Here is a 19,054-nt window from a genome sequence, read left to right on the forward strand (position 1 = left end):
AACCGCGAACGGCGGTCAGGGCGGTGCGACCCCTCATCCGTCGGCTGCGCCGACACCTTCTCCCGCAAGGGGAGAAGGACGTTTCAGGGCCGCCCCCGAAAAAACACCGCCCCATCCGCCCGACCCCCTCCGTTGAACCCTGCGAACGGCGCCGCCCGGCGTCACCGGAGGGTTCTCAGATGACCACCATCGCCTCGACCACGAGCGCCGCCACGACGACAGCCGCCAGTTCGTCGTCCGGCACGCTGGCCCTCGGCACGACCGACTTCCTGCAACTGCTGATGACCCAGCTGACCAACCAGAACCCGCTGGATCCCACCGATCCCACCGAGTTCACCAGCCAGCTGGCGACCTATTCGGGCCTCGAGCAGCAGATCAACATGAACACGACGCTGTCGACGATGTCCGACAACATGTCGTCGCTGCTGACCCAGGTTCAGCTGCTCGCCTCGGCCCAGAGCTAGGGGCGCGTCATGAGCCTTTCCTCCGCCCTCTCGACCGCGGTGTCGGGCCTGACCGCCCAGAGCCTGGCCCTGGCCGCCATCTCCGAGAACATCGCCAACTCGTCGACCACGGCCTACAAGACCAAGGAGGTCGACTTCCAGTCGCTGGTCACCGGCGCCATAGGCTCGGCCAAGTCGACCAGTTCGGTGCTGGCCAAGTCCAGCCAGGCGCTGAGCGTCGGCGGGGTGATCTCGTCGACCGCCACCTCGACCAACGTCGCCATCGACGGCTCGGGCTTCTTCGTGGTCTCGGCCGATCCCGCCGACACCTCGTCGGACCTGGTCTACAGCCGCAACGGCAGCTTCTCGACCGACGCCGACGGCTATCTGGTCAACAGCGAGGGTTACTACCTCCAGGGCCTGGCCACCGACTCCGACGGCAACGTCCTGGCCAGCAACGCCAGCGACCTGTCGAACCTGGAGGCGATCAACTTCAACTCGATCGGCGGCACGGCCAAGGCCACGGCCAATGTCAGCATGGCGGCCAACCTGCCGGCCGACGCCACCACCGGCCAGTCCTTCACCACCAGCATGGAGGTGATCGACTCCCTGGGCGTCAGCCACACCGTCGGTCAGACCTGGACCAAGACTGGCGACAACACCTGGTCGCTGGCCCTGGCCAACCCGACCCTGACCTCGGACAGCGCGACCACCTCGGGCGTCGTCTCGCCCTCGGCCGTGACGGTGACCTTCAACACCGACGGGAGCCTGGCCTCGACAGACCCGTCGCCGGTGGCGGTCAGCATCGCCGGCTTCTCGACCGGGGCGGCCGACAGCGCCATCACCCTGGACCTGGGCGCGGCCGGCGGCACCGACGGCCTGACTCAGTTCGCCTCGACCTCCTCGACCCTGTCGATCACCCCGACCCTCGAGCAGGACGGCGCCAACTACGGCGAGCTGTCGGGCGTGACCATCGACGCCAACGGCCTGGTCACCGCCAATTTCGACAACGGGGTCAGCCTGGCGATCTACCAGATCCCGGTCGCCACCTTCAGCAACCCCAACGGCCTGACCCATGTCTCGGGCACGGTCTATGACGAGAACACCAACGCCGGCCAGGTGCACGTCAACCTGCCGGGCGACGGCAGTTCGGGCACTCTGGTGGCCAGCGCCCTGGAGGGCTCGACCACCGACATCGCCACCGAGTTCAACAAGATGATCATCGCCCAGCAGGCCTATTCGGCGGCCTCGCAGGTGATCACCACCACCAAGGGGATGTTCGACACCCTGATCCAGGCCGTGCGCTGATGGGGACGATCGAACGCCTCAGGTTGCGCGCCGAACGCGCCCGCCGGCTGGGGGGCGAGGTCCCGATGGTCGCCACCGTCGAGGAGGCCCGGGCCCTGGCGCAGGGCGTCGCCGAGGGGCTAGCGGCGGCGTCCGACCGGGACCGGCTGCTGCTGCTGTCCAGCCTGCACGAGGTGCGCACCGCCCTGGCCGCGCGGCTGTCGCGGCTGGAGGTCGAGATGGGCGAAGGCCGCGAGCGCATCGCGGCGGTCAATCGCGGCCTGTCGGCGCACGCCGGCTACCGGCCGAAGCGAGGCTGACCGCCATGTCGCTGTCCTCGATCATCGGCGCGGCGGGTTCGGCCCTGACGGCTTCGCAGACCCGGATCGCGGTGGCCAACCTCAATGTCGCCAACGCCGACGACCTGACCTACACCCGCAAGACCGTCACCAGCGCGGTGACCACCACGACGGTGGCCCTGTCGGACGCCACGATCCTGCGCGTGGCCGACAGCTATCTGAGCAAGACGGTGCTGAAGACCGCCGCCGCGGCCGGGGGCGACGCGGTGACCGACAGCTACATGCAGTCGTATGACGCGGCCCTGGGCTCGACCGACGGCGGCGACGACATCTCCAGCCTGATGACGGCCTTCGGGGCCGCGCTGACGGCCCTGGCCTCCAGCGCCGACGCCACCAGCAAGGCCCAGCTGGTGTCCGACGCCTCGGCCCTGGCCGACGGGATCAAGAGCCTGTCGAGCGAAGTCCAGGACCTGCGCACCCAGGCCAACAGCCAGATCGAGACCACGGTCGGCACGGTCAACCAGACCCTCAAGAGCCTGGCCTCGCTGAACGACCAGATCGCCACGGTCATCGCCCAGGGCGGCGACACCACCTCGCTGGAGGACCAGCGCGACGCGGCCCTGACCACCTTGTCGGGCCTGATGGGGGTCAGCAGCTATGTCACCGCCGACAACCAGCTGCGGGTCTACACCACCGGCGGCGACGCCCTGTTGGGCACCACCGCCGCGACGCTCAGCTACACCGCCTCCAGCCAGCTCGGCGCGGCCGCGACCTATCCGGGCTCGATCTCGGGGATCACCCTGAACGGCAAGGACGTCACCGCCAGCCTGACCACCGGCGAGCTGGGGGCGCTTGTCACCCTGCGCGACCAGACCCTGCCGGCCGAGCAGGACAAGCTGGACGCCCTGGCCTCGACCCTGATCACCCAGGTCAACGCCGTGACCAACGCCGGGACCTCGGTCCCCGCGCCGAGCAGCCTGACCAGCTCGGGTACGGTGTCGACGGCCGACGCCTTCTCGGCCACCGGGATCCTACGGGTGGCGGTCACCGACTCCGGCGGCAAGGTCGTCTCGACCCAGGACCTGGACCTGTCGAGCTACGCGACGGTCGGCGACCTAGTCACCGCGCTCAACGGCGTTTCAGGTCTCTTGGCCAGCATCGGCTCGGACGGCAAGCTGTCGATCACCGCCACCGAGAGCGCCACCGGCGTGTCGCTGGCCGACGACGGGGCGGGGGTCTCGGCGAGGTTCGGCTTCAACGGCCTGCTGACCGGCTCGACCGCCGCCGACATCGGGGTGTCGTCGAAGCTGACCAGCGACCCCGGCGGCCTGCCGACGGCGGTCCTCTCGATGACCGCGACCCTGTCGGTCGGCGACCTGGCCCTGGCCTCGGGCGACAGCACGATCGCCGACAAGCTGTCCAGCCTGTTGACGACCTCGGTGTCGTTCGCGGCGACGGGAAGCCAGGCGGCCAGGACCGTCAGCCTGTCGTCCTATGCGTCCAGCTTCGTCTCCGGCGCGGCCACCATGATCGCCGCCGCCGCCAGCCAGAGCGAGGCCTCCACCGCCGCCAGCGAGGCGGCGACCTCGCGACTGCAGAACCTGACCGCCGTGAACATCGACGAGGAGCTGGCCAACCTGACCCAGTACCAGACCCAATACGAGGCCAACGCCCAGCTGATCTCGATCGCCCGCGACCTGTTCGACACCCTGGTGAGCATGGTCAGCTGATGTTGAGCCGCGTCTCCAGCTTCGCCCACACCAGCGCCATGACGGCGGCCAGCCTGAAGGTCCAGGCCAGGCTGGCCGACCAGCAGAGCCAGACGGCCTCGGGCCTGAAGTCCCAGACCTATGGCGGCATGGCCGCCAGCACCGCCAGCATCCTGACCCTGTCCAACCAGACCGCCCGCCTGACCGCCGACAACACCGCGGCGTCGTCGGCCGCCGCCTATGTCCAGGCGGCCTATTCGGCGGTGGGCGAGATCGCCGGCCTGGCCACCACCATCAAGACCCAGCTGGCCTCGATGATGAGCAGCTCGACCCTGGACGCCGACACCACCGGCCAGTACGCGGCCGACTGGCTGACCGACCTGCAGGCCCTGCTCAACAGTCAGCAGGGCGGGACCTACCTGTTCTCGGGCCAGGCGACCGACGTCGCGCCGGTCGACTTCACGGCCGCCGACTACGACCCGACGTCCGGGGCGGACGCGACCTACTACCGGGGCGCATCGGCCGGGCGGACCTACGCCAGCTCCGAGGGGCAGACCGTGTCGCTGTCGGTCTCGGCCGGCGCCTCGGCCTTCGAGCAGCTGGCCCGGGCCATCGCCCTGGTCGCCGCCAATCCCAGCGACCCGGACGCCATCGCCGCCGCCTACGCCCTGTCCGGCACGGCGCTGACGGGCGTCGGCACGCTGCAGGAGACCATCGCCATCCAGGCCTCGGCCCTGGAGACGATCACCGACCGCAACACCGCCAAGATCGACGCCATCGACGCCCTGGTCACCGACCTGAAAGGCGCCGACCTGACGGAGGCCGCGGTCCTGACGACCCAGTACCAGACCCAGCTCGAGGCCCTGTTCTCGATGATCAGCACACTGTCGTCGCTGAGCCTGAGCAAGTACCTCTGAGGAGGGGCGCCGAGCTGTCCCGTCGTCCGCCGAACCTGACGAAGGGGTCTCGGAAACAGGTCCGTGTATCGGCGGACACACTCTCGAAACATTCGACGAGCTTGGAGCGGTCGAGCTTATCGACGCCGATACTTAGGGGTCATTCGCCAGCCATGGCGGCGCTCTAGGCAAGGACGGCACACATTACAGGCCGTTCATGTCCCGCAAACTTCTCGCCTCGGCCGCCCTGGCTCCCCTGCTGCTCTGCGCGGGGGGCGCGGCGGCCGAAACCCAGGTGACCAGCAGTTCCCGCACCACGCCGATCGCCACCTCGACGGCCGCCTCCGGGGCCGCCGACGACGTCAAGATCACCAGCGACGGGGTGATCACCCTCTCCACCTCGGGGGCGATCGCCACCCTGGACAGCGACAACATCCTAACCAATAACGGCACGCTGACCAGCGTCGGCGTCTCGGACTCGATCGGCGTGCTGGTGCTGGGCGGCCATACGGGCACGCTGCTGAACAGCCTCACGATTAGCCTGACCGAGGACTACGACTACACCGACGACGATGACGACGGCGACTATGACGGCCCGTTCGCCAAGGGCTCGGGCCGCTACGGAATCCGGCTGACCGGGACCGATCCGTTCGTCGGCACGATCACCAACGACTCCACCGGCGTGATCACCATCGAGGGCAACGACTCCGCCGGCATCAGCCTGGAGGCGCCCCTGACGGGCTCGCTGGTCCATGCCGGCACGATCAGCGTGGTCGGCGACCGGAGTTACGGGATCCACAACACCGGGACGATCAGCGGAAGCCTGACCAGCACCGGCTCGATCAGCGTCGTGGGCGCCGGCAGCGTCGGCCTGGCGGTCGACGGCGACGTGGGCGGCGCGGTCGTCATCCAGGGTTCGGTCTATTCCACCGGCTACCGGGTCACCTCGCGCTATTCCGACCCGGACGACGAGGCCCTGCTCGACGCCGACGACCTGCTGCAGGGCGGCGGCGGGGTGAAGGTCACGGCCGACGTGGCCGGCGGCGTGCTGCTGGACGCCCCGCCCACCGACACCAACGACGACACCTCCGACGACGAGGACGCCGACGGCGTCACCGACAGCAGCGAGGGCACGGCCTCGATCACCGCCTACGGCTCGGCTCCCGCCCTGCTGATCGGTTCGGACACCCGGGCCGTGACCTTGGGCGCGGTCGGAACCGGCGACGACGCCTATGGCCTGATCATCAAGGGCTCGATCACGGCGGCGGGCATCCACGACGGGATCAGCGCCACGGGCCTGCAGCTGGGCGGCGACACCGGCCAGTCCACGATCATCACCGGCGGGGTCAAGCTGAGCGGCTCGATCTCGGCCAGCGCCTACGAGGCCGACGCGGTGGGGCTGAAGCTGAACGCGGGCGCCGTGGCAGACACCCTGTGGAACACCGGCGGGATCGCCGCCTCGGTCACGGGCGACACAGCCGTCACCGCCAAGGCCGTGAGCATCGCCGCCGGCGCCAGCATGACCAGCATCACCAACGCCGGGACCATCACCGCCACGGTCGGCGGGGAGGGCGGCTCGTCCTACGCCATCGTCGACGAGACCGGCGGCCTGACGACCATCACCAACACCGGCTCGATCGCCGCCTATGTGGTGGCCACCGACGACGAGTACGACACCGACGACAGCGACACCGACGCCGCCAACGAGACGGTCACCGGCGTGGCGACGGCCATCGACGTGTCGAAGAACACCACCGGCGTGACCATCGTCCAGAGCGGCGTCAACGACGGGGACGACGGCGACGACGACGTGGCCGACACCGATACCGACGGCGACGGCGTGGACGACGCCGACGAGCCGATCATCCGCGGCCGGGTGCTGCTCGGCTCGGGCGCCGACAGCCTGTCGATCCTCAACGGCGGCCTGATCGGCGACGTCTGGTTCGGCGACGGGGCCGACAAGCTTACCATCGACGGCACCGGCTACATGATCGGCGCCCTGCACGACAGCGACGGCCTGCTGGACATCAAGATCGGCAACGGCACGCTGGGCCTGACCAACGCCGAGACCATCAAGGCCACCAGCCTGAACCTGGGCGCCGACAGCGTGCTGATCTTCACGGTCGATCCCACCGCCGGAACCCAGACCAAGCTGGTGGTCGACACCGCCACGGTCGAGGCCGGCGCCTCGCTGGGCCTGAACTTCAAGAGCCTGCTGACCACGCCGACCACCTACACCGTGATCCAGGCCGGCGCCCTGACCGCCGGGACCATCGACCAGGACCTGCTGGGCCACGTGGCCTACATGTATGTCGCCAACGCCTATGCGACGGGCAACGAGATCAATATCGACGTGCGGCGGCGCACGGCGTCCGAGGCCTCGATGTCGCGCAGCCAGACCAGCGCCTACGACGCGGTGTTCGCGGCCCTGTCGAACGACGCCGACATCGCCGGCGCCTTCCTGAACCAGAGCACACAGGACGGCTTCTTCGGCCTGTACGACCAGATGCTGCCCAGCCAGGGCGAAGGCCTGTTCTCGGCCCTGCAGGCCGTGCAGCAGCAGATCTCGGCGGCCACGGCCAACCGCCCCGATGTCGGCGACCGCTATGGGCCCGACAGCGTCTGGGTGCAGGAGATCAACGCCCTGGTCCGCCGCGAGGACGGCGACACGCAAGGGTCCGACACCCAGGCCCTGGGCATGGTGGCCGGCTACGAGGCGATGGGCGACGCGGGCGGGGCGCTGGGCCTGACCCTGGCGGCGGTCAGCCTGGAAGAGCACGATACGGTCGCCAAGCTGGGCGAGAAGACGACCGCCTCGATCCTGCAGGCCGGCCTCTACTGGCGGCGCTCGGTCGGCGGCTGGCGGTTCAACCTCGGCGGCGGGGCCGGCTACAGCCGTTTCAACGGCGACCGCGGCTTCGTCAGCGCCGACATCGACGGCGACGGCACGGCCGATGTCAGCCTGACCAACACCGCCGCCTGGAACGGCCTGGTCGCCAACGCCTTCGCGGGCCTGGCCTACGAGGCCCGGCTGGGCGACGTCTATCTGCGCCCCGAGGCCCGGTTGGACTATGTCTGGCTGTGGGAAGGCGAGCGCAGGGAGCACGGCGGCGGCGCGGGCTTCGACCTGACCGTGGCCGAGCGCGAGGCAGACAATCTCAGCGGCGACCTCGGCCTGGTGCTGGGCAAGCAGTACGGCAAGGACGTCTGGGTGCGGCCCGAACTGCGGGTCGGCTACCGTCAGACCCTGGCCGGGGCGATGGGCGACACCATCGCCAGCTTCGCCGGCGGCTCGGCCTTCACCCTGGCCGCCGCCAACGACAAGGAGGGGGCGGTGACCCTGGGCTTCGCGCTGCGCGCCGGCTCGGCCCTGTCCTATGTCGCCCTGGAAGGCGGCGCCGAGGCCTCGCGCAAGCAGACCAAGTACACCATGCGGCTGAGCGGAAGGGCGATGTTCTGACCGTGGAAAAGCGCATCCTCATCCTCGACGGCGACCCCGTGGCCCGCCACGACATGACGGGCCTGCTGGCCGGCTACGGCCTGACCACCCTGGGGGCCGGCAGCGCCCGCGAGATGGAGCAGATCCTGCGCGAGACCCAGGTCAACCTGGTGATGCTGGACATGATGCTGCCGGACGCCTCGGGTCTGTCGGTCTGCTCGCGCCTGCTCAGCCTGCCCTCGCCGCCGGCGATCATGATGGTCTCGGACTCGGGCGAGGAATGCGACGTGGTGGTGGGCCTGGAGCTCGGGGCCGACGACTATGTGATCAAGCCCTATCGCCCGCGCGAGCTGCTGGCCCGGGTCAAGGCGGTGCTGCGCCGCCATGACGACACGCGCCCCGAGGAGCCGGCCCGCGAGGCGCCCGCCGTCTACCGCTTCGACGGCTGGCGGCTGAACGCCGCGACCCAGGAGCTTTTCGATCCCCGCGGCCGGCCCATGGCGCTGTCGACCGCCGAGTTCCTGGTGCTGTGGGCCCTGGTCGCCAGGCCCAACCAGGTGCTGACCCGCGACGAGCTGCGCCAGGGTCCGCCCGACGCCCACGCGCGGCCCGCGCCCCAGCAGGTCAACGTCGCCATCAGCCGTCTGCGCAGCAAGCTGGACCGCGTCGACGGCGGCGCGCACCTGATCCGCACGGTGCGCCATGTGGGCTACATCTTCGCGGCCCGGGTGGACCGGGTGCAGGACTAGGCCAGGTCCAGCGCCCAGGTCTGGCCCACCAGGTCGTGGCCGAACGAGTGGTGCGGCGCCTCGTCGACCAGCACGAAGCCCGCCCGCTGATAGATCCGCCGCGCGGCGACCAGGATGCTGTTGGTCCACAGCTCCAGCCGGCGATAGCCGACGGCCCGGGCCCGATCGGTGCAGGCCTGGACCAGCATCGCGCCGACCCCTCGGCCCCGCGTGTCGGGCTCGACATACAGCAGCCGAAGCTTGCCGACCTCCGGGGCGTCGCCGCGCACCAGGAAGATCGAACCCACCACGCGGCCGTCGATCTCGGCGATCCACGCGGCCTCGCGCGCCGGATCGAAGGACTGGACGAAGTCGGCCAGGATCTTCGCCACCAGGGCCTCGTAGTCCTGGGTCCAGCCGTATTCCTGCGTGTAGAGCACCGCCTGGCGATGGATGATCCAGCCCAGGTCGCCGGGACGGAGGTCGCGCAGGATCACCGCGCCGGCGGGCGCCTCGTCGAACACCTGGCGGATGGACTGGGCGGCCGCGAGCAGGCTCTGGCGCTTGGCCGTCGGCAGGTCGTGCAACAGGCCGGCGATCGCGTCGTGGGTGTTGCGATCCAGCGCGGCGAAGGTCTCACGCCCGGCGGCCGTCAGGCGGATCGACCGGCTGCGGCCCCCGCCGGGATGCTGGGCCGTCTCGACCAGGCCGCGCGCCTCGAAACGCTTGAGGGTGCGGCTCATCTGCGCCGGGTCCAGGCCGAGGGCGCGGGTGATCTCGGCGGCGCTCGGATCGGTCCGGTGGGCGAGTTCGTAGAGGATCCGCGCCTCGGTCAGCGAGAACGGGCTGGCGTCCAGCTGGGGGTTCAGCAGGCCGAGCTTGCGCGTGTACAGCCGGTTGAAGGCACGCAGGTCGGCGATTTGCGTCTCCGGGATCATGGCGGCTCCAGCTTGCATGTTGACTGAGTCAAATAAGCGATATCTTGACTGAGTCAACATGCGAAGCGAAGGCACCGTGGAGGATGCATCCTAGGCCGCCGCCGGCGCCGGGTGGGCCGAGCGATACTGGGCCGCGTCGGTGACGTATTCGGCGTGGCCGTAGCGGGCCAGCAGCTTGCGCACGCGGCGCACGAGCACCGCGTCGGCCGCCTCGCGCAGCACCGGGACCTTGTCCGCCGCCTTGAAGGCCAGCATCCGCGCGATCACCCCCAGGGCCACGGTCGCGAACACCAGCCGGTCGAGCGGGTCCACCGAGATTCCCATGCGCGCCGCCGCCGCCCGGTCGCCGTTCATGAAGTGGCGCAGGAAGAAGGCCTTGGCGAAGCGGCGCTCGATGCGGTCGTGCAGGCGGTTGGCGGGCGAGCGGTCGGGCGGCAGGTAGGCGGCCAGGGTGGCGCGGATCAGCGCCCCGCAGGTCTCGTCGTCGAAGCCCTGGCGCAGGGTGGTGTTGCGGGCGGTCATGATCCGCACCACCCCCTCGGGCGTGTCGGCCAGCAGGTCCTGCGGCAGGCCCAGCAGGAAGCAGCGATAGCGGGCCAGCTCGACCTTGGCCCGCTCCTCGCGGGTGAAGTCGCGGCGACCCTGGCGCAGGATATTGAAGGCCATCAGGAATACCGGAATCAGGCCGGCCGGCATCTGGTCGACCTGCGGGATCGGCACGCCGTAGACCGACACGTCCCAGCGCCCCGAGCGGATGGCGTTGAACCGCACCATCGAATGCATCAGCCGCACCATGGCGGCCGCCTTGAAGCCGGCGCCATGCCGCTCCAGCGCCCCGGGCAGGACGGTGGTGGCGAAGAAGGTCGCCGTCTCGTTGACCCGGCGGGCGGCGGTGTCGCTGCTCAGGGTCCCGGTCAGGGCCATGGGCAGGGCCGAGTACTTGTTCAGGAAGGTCGCCACGAACGCCCCGCGGATCGCGAACGGCGCCAAATGGGCCGTGGCGTTGAGGTCCAGCCGCGCCCCCTCGCGCACCAGGTCCATGTCGACCCAGTCGGGCGTGGCCTCCATGTCGGCGATGAAGGCGAGGAGTTCGGGCGGCGCGTCGGCCACCGCCTCGACGCCGTGCTCGCAGGCGGTGGTCAGCATGTCGATCAGCCGGCGAAAGCCGTACTTGGGGATCAGGGCGGCATAGGCGTCGGCGACGATGTCGCCCAGCATGGTGTAGGCTTGGACGCGGTCGAGGTCGTCCTGGGTGACGGTCACGCCCAGCGGGGCGCGGTCGCGGACCACGGCCCTGGACGCGTCCGGCGTGAAGCGTTCGGGCACGGCATCGAAGTCGACGTTTCCGTACAGCGCCGGCAGCAGCGTCTTCTGCGACGCCACTTTGGCGCGAACCTGGTCGATGGAGAGGCTCATCGGGCTCCTGGGGTTTGCCGAACCCGCCGGAAGGCGGATCCTGGTGTCGCCGATCAGGTTATGTAAGCGTTGTTCACGTTCCTACTCGCCTTCCAACGGGCGGCGCGGGGTGACGAAGGGAAGGTGGCAAGTGCCTGAAAGACAACGCAGAACGCCGCGCCAGGCCCGTTCGGAATCGACGATCGACGCGATCCTCGACGCGACCTTTCAACTTCTCGAGGCCGACGGCGTCGACAAGCTGACCACCAACCACATCGCCGAGCGGGCCGGGGTCAGCATCGGCACGCTCTACCAGTACTTCGGCGGCAAGCAGGACATCCTGGCCGCCGTCGCCCAGCGCCGGGCGGTCAGCGTGCGCGACGCCATCGCCGAGACGGTGATCGAGCGGCCGGAGCTGGGCAGCGTGCGGTCGATCGTCCGAGCCCTGATGCGCGGCTTCGAGGGTTCCCCCGCCACCGGCCAGGTGCTGTTCGACGCCCTGTTCCAGAAGGGCGAGGACGGGATGCTGATGCATCACCACAAGGCCTTCATGGCCTCGATCGCCGGCAAGGCGCGGCTGGAGATCGCCCTGACCGACGAGTCGGCCTTCGTCCTCACCCACGCGGTCATCGGCCTGCTGCGCGCGGCGGCCGCCGAGAAGGACCTGGGCCTGGACCCGGCGGCGCTGGAGGACGAACTGGTGCGGCTGATGGAGGCCTATGTGGCGGCGTTGGCGACCACGCCGCGCAACGCCTGACGTCCTCTTCCTACTTGGTCGCCACCGACCAGCGCCTCCGGCACCAGCGCCAGGTTCATGATCGCCGCCAGGCCCCATTGCGCCGTGCCGTTGGTGGTGACCCCGGCCGCCTCGTCGATGGGGTTGAGCACGTCACGACCTTCGAAGCGCTTGGTGGCGGTCGACAGGTTCAGGTCCTCGACCACGCCGCGGCCGAAGAACTCCTTCCAGGTCCGCTCGGCCAGAGCCTTGTCGCCCAGCCGCCAGGCCGCATAGGCGGTCAGCCGCGAGTGGCCCTGGCGCAGGCCGTTGGCGCCCAGCGGCTGGCCGAACCGGGCCGTCTGCTCGTCGCGCGGGGCGTTGTACCAGCGGCAATAGTCCAGCCAAGCCTTGTCGTAGGCGGGCTCGCGGATCAGGGCCAGCATCTCGACATGAATCTCGGGGGCGCCGAACGCCGCGTTCAGGTGGCTGACGGCCAGCTTGTCGCCCGCGCCGGAGAACTTGCCGGTCTTGACGTCGTAGGTGGCGCTGCCGGCGAACCACTGCTTCTGCAGGGCGGCGATGGTCCTCATGCCGTCGACGATCCGGGCCCGCCAGCGCGGGTCGCCCGTGCGCTCCCACTCGGTGAACCAGGCGCCGCACAGCGAGCTCCAGTCGGTGCCGAACGAGGCGCGGATCTCGCCCTTGGGCCAGGCGTCGTTCTGCAGCTTGCGGCCGATATTGACCCGGGTCAGGGCCTCGTCGCCGTCGAGCAGGTCGCGCATCAGGTCGCCCACCCGCTCGTCGGCGGTCAGGTAGTAATAGATGCGGCGGTAGATGGCGTTGCTGACCCGCGGCTGCTTGGAGCTGTCGCCCCAGTGCTGCACGCCGTGCCGGGTGCCCAGGCCGCGATAGGGCCCCACGTGATAGACGTCGACCTCGCCGGTGTGGCGGGTCATGGCTTCGGCCATGCGGAACACGTCGGCCCGGCCGCCGCGCAGATAGCTCAGCCACAGCCACAGGTCGGTCGACAGCTCGGAATTGTCCCAGGCGAAGCCGCCGATGTCGTAACGCCAGACGTGGCGGTCGACGTCGTAGCTGTGCATGAAGTCGCCGTAGTCCCAGAAGCCGTACCAGCGGCGCTGCTCGATCTGGCCGAGGTAGAACTTCAGCAGCTGGTCCTGGCGGTCCTCGATCTGGGCCTTCAGGGGCGTGCTGCGGTCGGGCAGGCTCCAGGCCCCCAGCACGTTGGCGGCGTGGATCCGCTCGGGCGTGGCCATCAGGCGGGGCGGCTGGTCGTTCAACCGCGCCATCTTCGGGAAGGCCTCGCGGGCCGGCGTCGTGTCCAGCGCCCACAGCCGCAGCTCGGTGGTGCGGGCCACGCCGGTGGGCGTGCCCCAGTTCTTTTCGTAGTCCTCGTAGGTGATGTTGAGGCCTTCGGTCTCCTGGGCGTGCGTCTCCATGCCCAGGCCGTCGTGATAGAAGCGGGTGTCCATCACCGGGGCGTCGGGCGACCACAGCCAGGCGGTCAACTGGGCGACGTCGCCGGCCGCGTTGCGGACCTCCAGGGCGGTCGGCGGGGCGCGCCAGAAGTTGCCCAGGCCGATCGCCGCCCCGCCGGCCGCGCCGCCGACATAGGCCACGCCGCTGGCCCTTTGGCCGCCGTCGGCGTGGATCCAGGCGTGGCCCGGCTCGGTGCGCTTGCGGATAGTGAAGCCGTCGGCCGTCGGCTGCGACAGCAGGAAGTCGCCCCAGTTGGGGATCAGGTGCAGGCCCGCGCGGACGGGGGCGGGCATCTGGTCGGCGGGCGGGGTCTTGCGGCCGGCGATCTGGGCGTCGCGGAACGCCTTGCCGGCGTCGCGGCGCAGGCCGGTCAGCGGCTTGACCGCCTCGGCCCACAGCCCTTCGTCCTGGCCGGTGAAGCGGACGTGGCGGTCGTACAGTTCGTCCGCCATCGGAACGTCTGCGGTGACGCCCAGGCCGCAGACGAAGTCCTTGGCCGCGTCGCCGTCGAAGATGAAGGTGTGCATCATCCGCAGCGAGTCCGCGCCGGCATAGGCGTAGAAGCGCACGATGAACGGCGCCCAGGCGCGGGTCCCCTGCTTGTGGCGGCCCTCGACGCGGATCACCGCGCGGACCGGGCCGGACTGCTCCACCGTCACCTTGTCCAGCGCGCTCTCGAAGGTCTTGCGGGCCACCGGGGTCTGGTCGATCTCGGGCGCGTCCTGGGTCTGCAGGACTAGGCGGACGTTGCGCAGCACCTCGCGGCCGCTTCGGGTCGCCGAGGCGATCAGGGCCGAACCGTCGCGGGGGAAGCGCCAGGTCGCCGGGCCGGTCGAGACCTCAACGGCGGCCGGGCTCTCGGTCACGCGCACGCCGGCGGCGGCCTCGGACCTGCCGGGCTCGATCGTCAGGCGTTCGCCGATCTCGCCCGCGCCGACCGCGTGGGCCGTCCACTTCAACGAGCCATCGGGCCAGTAGGCGAGGGGCCAGGTCTGCAGGGCCACGGCGGCGCCGTTCGCGCCCTTGGCGCGGAAGGCCTGCTTGCGGGAGTACAGCCCTTGCGGCCATGGCGTGCCCCAGGTCTGCCCTGCGTTCAGGGTCGGCGGCTTGCCGTCGATCCAGCGGATGTCGGTGGGGGGCAGGGCGCGCGCCCCCTTGGCCGGGGTCGCGGCCAGGACCGGGCTCGACAGTCCGGCCAGGGCTCCGGCCAAGGTGGTTTGCACCAGCACGTCGCGTCGTGTGGGGGTGGTCATGGCCGCTTCTCCCTGTGCGCGTCGTCGTCGGCGTCAGCGGCCGGGCAGCGCGATCTTGCCAGCGACGCTAATTCCATATTCTGTGACGTCAATCCATTTTGTGAGATGTTTGGGAGGGCGTCATGGCACGGTTCGGAGCACGGTTCCTGGGGTTGGCGCTGTGCGCGGGGCTGGCCTGGCCGGCGGCGGCCGCGCCGCGTCCGGGCTGGACCGGCTCGTGGGCGACGGCGGTGGTCGCGACCGATGCGGCCAACCTGCCCGCGCCTCAGGGCGAGATCACGATCCGCCAGGTGGTGAGGCTAGGCGCGGGGGGACCGCGCTTGAGGCTGCGGCTGGCCAACACCTTCGGGACCGCGCCGCTGCGGATCGACGGCGCGCGGGTGGCGCTGGCGGGCGCTCCGGGCGGCTCGGCGATCGAGGCGGGGACCGATCGAGCCGTGACCTTCGACGGTCAGGCCGGCGTGACCATCCCGCCCGGCGCGACCTGGCTGTCCGACCCGGTGGCCTTCCCGGTCGAGGGTCTCGCGCGACTGGCCGTCAGCCTGCGTCTGCCCGAGGCTCCGCGCCAGGCGACCGTGCACCGCTCGGCCCGCACCACGGCCTTCGTCGTCGCCGGCGACCAGTTGGCCGCGCCCGAGCTGGCGGGCGCCGCGACCTTCACTCAGTGGGTGCAATTGGCGGGCGTCGACGTAGAGCGGTCGGGAGGCGCGGCGGTCGTGACCCTGGGCGACTCGATCACCGACGGCTCGGGGGCGGGCGTCGATGTCTATGAACGCTGGCCCGACGTGCTGGCCGCGCGGCTGCAGGCCGATCCCCGCACCCGCGACGTCTCGGTGCTGAACGTCGGCATCGGCGGCAACAAGATGTTGAAGGACGGCAGCGGTCAGGCGGCCCTGGCGCGCCTGGATCGCGATGTCCTGGCCCAGCCGGGTGTGAAGACCCTGGTGCTGCTGATAGGGATCAACGACATCGGCGGCTTGTCGCGCGAGGGCGAGGTGACCCCGGAGAAGCGCGCGGCGGTGGTGGCGGGGCTGATCGCCGGTTACCGCCAGCTGATCGCCCGGGCGCATGAGCGCGGAATCCGGGTGGTGGGCGCGACGATCCTGCCGTGCGGGGGCACCAAGATCTACCGCTCCGACGCGGACGCTGACGCCGATCGCCAGGCTGTGAACGCCTGGATCCGGAGCTCGGGCGTATTCGACGCGGTCATCGACTTCGATCGTGTGACCCGCGACCCGGAGCATCCCGAGCGGCTGCTGCCGGCCTATGATTCCGGCGACCAGCTGCATCCCTCGCCGGCAGGGTACAAGGCGATGGGCGAGGCGATTCCGATCGAGGCGCTGGTCGGACCGCGCCGCTGAGATCCTAAGCCCCGCACGACTCCCGCACGATCAGGTCCGTCGACAGCCGTTCCGGGCGGTGGTCGCCGTCGGCGTCCAGGACGCGGGCCACCAGCAGGCGGCCGGCCTTGTAGGTGTCCTGCTTGATGGTGCTGAGCGCCGGGGTGGAGAGCCGGCTCAGCAGCATGTCGTCGTAACCGACCACCGAGACGTCCTCGGGCACGCGCATGCCCACCCGGCGCAGGGCGCGGATGGCGCCCAGGGCGATCAGGTCGCTGGAGGCGAAGATCGCGTCGAAGGCCACCTTGCGGCGGACCAGGGTGTTGACCGCGGCCTCGGCCGACTCCAGTTCGAAATCGACCGGGCAGATCAGGGCCGGGTCGGCCTCGAGCCCGCTCTCCTTGAGGGCCTCCACATAGCCGGCGCGACGCTGCATGGCTTCCGGCTCGGTTTCGCCGAGGAAGACGATGCGCTTGCGGCCCAGGCGCGCGAGGTGCGCCGTCGCCCGCCGGCCGCCCAGCAGGTTGTCCGAGCCGATCGAGCAGTACTTCTGGCCGGCCAGTTGCGCGCCCCACACGGCGAACCGCGCGTCGGTCCCCGCCAGCTGGTTGAAGGCCTCGTGCAGGGTGCTCTGGCCCAGGAAGATCACGCCGTTGGCCCGGCTGGTGGTCGCCGCGGCGAACAGGTCGTCGAAGCTGGCGGGCGAGGTGTGGCTGACCGTGAAGTCGCAGCCCCGATCGCGCGCCGCCTCGCCGATGCTGGCCAGCAGCTCCAGGAAGAACGGGTGCGACAGCGGCAGGGGGCGGCCGTGGGTGCGCGGCGTGACGATGGCGATCGAGCCCTCCGACCCGATCGGCCCCGCCGGCATGTAGCGGCGGAACGGATAGTCGTGCTCCTTGGCCAGCGCCCAGATCCGCTGCTTGGTGCGGGTGCTGATGGACGGATGGTCGTTGAGCGCCCGCGAGACGGTCGACGCGGAGACGCCCGACAGCTTCGCCAGATCGTCCAGCGTGGTGCTGTTGTTGCTACCGCTGCCCATTGCGTCCAGATAATGAGAAAACCACGTTCGCCACCTTTAGCGCACTGAAGGGATTGATTTGCAAGGCAAGCGCCAGGACTTCGCCGGGCCGCTCCGGACCCGCGCCGCATGACCAAGGCGCGCCTGTCTTTCACGCAGATCTGGAACATGTGTTGCGGTCTGTTCGGGGTCCAGATCGTCTGGGGTCTGCAGAACGTCAACACCAGCCGGATCTTCCAGACGCTGGGCGCGGACGTCAACGAACTGGCCATCCTGTGGATCGCCGCGCCGGCCACGGGCCTGCTGGTCCAGCCGATCATCGGCCATCTGAGCGACCGCACTTGGGGCCGACTCGGCCGGCGCCGGCCCTATCTGTTCTACGGCTCGATCCTGACGGCGATCTCGCTCTTCCTGATGCCCAACGCGGGCAGCGTGCTGACCGCCAGCCTGATGCTGTGGGTGCTGAGCGCCTCGATCAACGTGGCCATGGAGCCGTTCCGGGCCTTCGTCGCCGACACCCTGCCCGAGGAGCAGCGCACCACCGGCTTCGCCATGCAGGTGTTCTTCATCGGCGCGGGGGCAGTGTTCGCCTCGGCCCTGCCTTGGGCCCTGACCCACTGGTTCGGCGTCTCGGGCCAAGCCGCGCCCGGCCAACTGCCGCGCTCGGTCCATGTCGCCTTCTACGTTGGCGGACTGACCCTGCTGGCGGCGGTGATGTGGACGGTCTTCACCACCCGCGAGCATCCGCCCGAGACCCTGGCCGACGGCGCCCGCGTCCTGCCCGAGCACCGCACGCCCAGCGTCGAGGGCGCGGCGCTGATGCTGAAGAGCGGGGCGCTGTGGACCATCGCCGGCCTGGTGGCCTGCGCCCTGGCCTTCATGAGCGACTGGGCGCGCGAGATCTATGTGTTGGCCGGTTTCGCCACCGCCTTCGGCGCCGCCCAGCTGGCCGCCACCTGGCTGCGGCGCCAGGGCCGCGCCTCGCTGGGCGTGCTGGAGGTGGTCGAGGACATGCTGCACATGCCCCCGGTGCTGATCCGCCTGGCGGTGGTGCAGTTCTTCACCTGGTTCGGGCTGTTCGCCATGTGGATCTACACCACGCCCGCCGTGACCGCCCGCCACTACGGGGCGACCGATCCGGCCTCGGCGGCCTACAACCAGGGCGCCGACTGGGTGGGGGTGCTGTTCGCCGGCTACAACGGCGTGGCCGCCCTGGTCGCGTTGGCGCTGCCGGCCTTGGCGGCGCGGATCGGCCTGCGGGCCAGCCACGCCCTGTGCCTGGCCATGGGCGCCCTGGGCTTCGTGGGCTTCGTGATGATCGACGACCCGGCCCTGCTGTGGATCCCGATCGTCGGCATCGGGATCGCCTGGGCGTCGATCCTGTCGGTGCCCTACGCCATGCTGTCCAGCGCCGTGCCGCCCCACAAGATGGGCGTCTACATGGGCATCCATAACCTGTTCCTGGTCCTGCCCCAGCTGATCGCCGCCGTGGTGCTGGGACCCGTGGTCGGGCGCCTGTTCAAGGGCGAGGCGATCCTGGCCCTGGGTCTGGCGGCGGCGGCCTTCGCCCTGGCGGCGGTCAGCGCCCTGTTCATCCGCGATCCTTCTCGCGCGCCCGAGCCCGCGCCCGCCCAATAGCCGTTCGATCCCGCTCGCAGGACATGACGGCAAAGCTTGCGCGCGGTTTGTGGGAATCGCTGGCATCCCGACGTCCTCGAACCTACGCAAGAATTGCGTAAATAAGCCGCGCCCGCAAGCCTTCAATCAACAACGCGCCGTTCCAAAAATGCCACAACACACGATTTAGGCCAAAAGTTACCGCTAACGGCCGCATTTTTCGCAAAACAACGCTATTGCGTTCGACGCAAAAGAACGCAAGATTGCGCAAGTCGAGTGACTGGCCGGGGTGCGGGAGCCTATCCACGCCCCAGTCGGAGCCCCGGCGCCGCAAATCTTGCGAGGGCCGATACCGAGGGGTGAGGCGTTCGCGGCGGAAGACGACGGACAACGGCGAACGCCGTGACGAAGAGGAGGGGAGGGGATGACGGGGCCGCGCGCCCCGCGAGCGACCTGGTCGGGATGACCGGACGC

At 70.1% G+C, this 19,054-nt stretch carries 14 protein-coding genes; 10 read left to right on the top strand and 4 right to left on the bottom strand.

Going from position 1 to position 19,054, the window contains the following annotated elements; all coding sequences use genetic code 11:
• The first annotated feature begins 179 nt into the window (after positions 1-179).
• From AC1DMQ_RS00880 to AC1DMQ_RS00910, 7 genes are all read left to right on the top strand, one after another.
• On the top strand, positions 180-464 hold the full coding sequence (locus AC1DMQ_RS00880; RefSeq protein WP_477031661.1) for a flagellar hook capping FlgD N-terminal domain-containing protein: 285 nt from the start codon (positions 180-182) through the stop codon (positions 462-464).
• Between the two features lie 9 nt (positions 465-473).
• Positions 474-1,751, top strand: coding sequence for a flagellar hook protein FlgE (flgE, locus tag AC1DMQ_RS00885; RefSeq protein WP_477031662.1), 1,278 nt, complete (start codon positions 474-476; stop codon positions 1,749-1,751).
• The gene (locus AC1DMQ_RS00890; RefSeq protein ID WP_477031663.1) at positions 1,751-2,050 is read left to right on the top strand and encodes a hypothetical protein; all 300 of its coding nucleotides are present in this window, start codon (positions 1,751-1,753) and stop codon (positions 2,048-2,050) included. The genes flgE and AC1DMQ_RS00890 overlap by 1 nt, the downstream gene beginning before the upstream one ends.
• Before the next feature lie 5 nt (positions 2,051-2,055).
• On the top strand, positions 2,056-3,759 hold the full coding sequence (gene flgK, locus AC1DMQ_RS00895) for a flagellar hook-associated protein FlgK (RefSeq protein ID WP_477031664.1): 1,704 nt from the start codon (positions 2,056-2,058) through the stop codon (positions 3,757-3,759).
• Complete coding sequence (locus AC1DMQ_RS00900; protein ID WP_477031665.1) at positions 3,759-4,655, top strand: flagellin; 897 nt, start codon at positions 3,759-3,761, stop codon at positions 4,653-4,655. The genes flgK and AC1DMQ_RS00900 overlap by 1 nt, the downstream gene beginning before the upstream one ends.
• Positions 4,656-4,851: 196 nt before the next feature.
• Positions 4,852-8,094, top strand: coding sequence for an autotransporter outer membrane beta-barrel domain-containing protein (locus AC1DMQ_RS00905; protein ID WP_477031666.1), 3,243 nt, complete (start codon positions 4,852-4,854; stop codon positions 8,092-8,094).
• Between the two features lie 2 nt (positions 8,095-8,096).
• Positions 8,097-8,822, top strand: a complete 726-nt coding sequence (locus AC1DMQ_RS00910; protein WP_477031667.1) for a response regulator — start codon at positions 8,097-8,099, stop codon at positions 8,820-8,822.
• Here the strand turns inward: AC1DMQ_RS00910 and AC1DMQ_RS00915 are convergent.
• Both AC1DMQ_RS00915 and AC1DMQ_RS00920 read right to left on the bottom strand, forming a co-directional pair.
• Entirely contained in the window at positions 8,819-9,739 is a 921-nt protein-coding gene (locus tag AC1DMQ_RS00915; RefSeq protein WP_477031668.1) for a bifunctional helix-turn-helix transcriptional regulator/GNAT family N-acetyltransferase, read from the bottom strand. The two genes, AC1DMQ_RS00910 and AC1DMQ_RS00915, sit on opposite strands and share 4 nt — an antisense overlap.
• A 90-nt stretch (positions 9,740-9,829) precedes the next feature.
• Positions 9,830-11,155 carry an oxygenase MpaB family protein gene (locus AC1DMQ_RS00920; protein ID WP_477031669.1) on the bottom strand — a complete coding sequence of 442 codons (1,326 nt, stop codon included), beginning with the start codon at positions 11,153-11,155 and terminating at the stop codon, positions 9,830-9,832.
• Between the two features lie 130 nt (positions 11,156-11,285).
• On the opposite strand from AC1DMQ_RS00920, the gene AC1DMQ_RS00925 reads away from it, so the two are divergent.
• Positions 11,286-11,891: a TetR/AcrR family transcriptional regulator gene (locus AC1DMQ_RS00925; RefSeq protein ID WP_477031670.1), complete on the top strand. Its 606-nt coding sequence runs from the start codon at positions 11,286-11,288 to the stop codon at positions 11,889-11,891.
• Here the strand turns inward: AC1DMQ_RS00925 and AC1DMQ_RS00930 are convergent.
• A complete protein-coding gene (locus tag AC1DMQ_RS00930; protein WP_477031671.1) occupies positions 11,852-14,605 on the bottom strand; it encodes an exo-rhamnogalacturonan lyase family protein in 2,754 nt (917 codons plus the stop codon). The genes AC1DMQ_RS00925 and AC1DMQ_RS00930 overlap by 40 nt on opposite strands.
• A 122-nt stretch (positions 14,606-14,727) precedes the next feature.
• On the opposite strand from AC1DMQ_RS00930, the gene AC1DMQ_RS00935 reads away from it, so the two are divergent.
• Positions 14,728-15,966, top strand: coding sequence for an SGNH/GDSL hydrolase family protein (locus AC1DMQ_RS00935; RefSeq protein ID WP_477031672.1), 1,239 nt, complete (start codon positions 14,728-14,730; stop codon positions 15,964-15,966).
• Positions 15,967-15,970: 4 nt separating this feature from the next.
• Here AC1DMQ_RS00935 and AC1DMQ_RS00940 read toward each other — a convergent pair whose 3' ends face one another.
• Complete coding sequence (locus AC1DMQ_RS00940; protein WP_477031673.1) at positions 15,971-16,984, bottom strand: LacI family DNA-binding transcriptional regulator; 1,014 nt, start codon at positions 16,982-16,984, stop codon at positions 15,971-15,973.
• 108 nt (positions 16,985-17,092) lie between these two features.
• Here AC1DMQ_RS00940 and AC1DMQ_RS00945 point away from each other — a divergent pair, with 108 nt between their 5' ends.
• Complete coding sequence (locus AC1DMQ_RS00945) at positions 17,093-18,601, top strand: MFS transporter (protein WP_477031674.1); 1,509 nt, start codon at positions 17,093-17,095, stop codon at positions 18,599-18,601.
• The last annotated feature ends 453 nt before the right edge of the window (positions 18,602-19,054 follow it).

It is taken from the genome of Caulobacter sp. 05L422 (genome assembly GCF_056397765.1).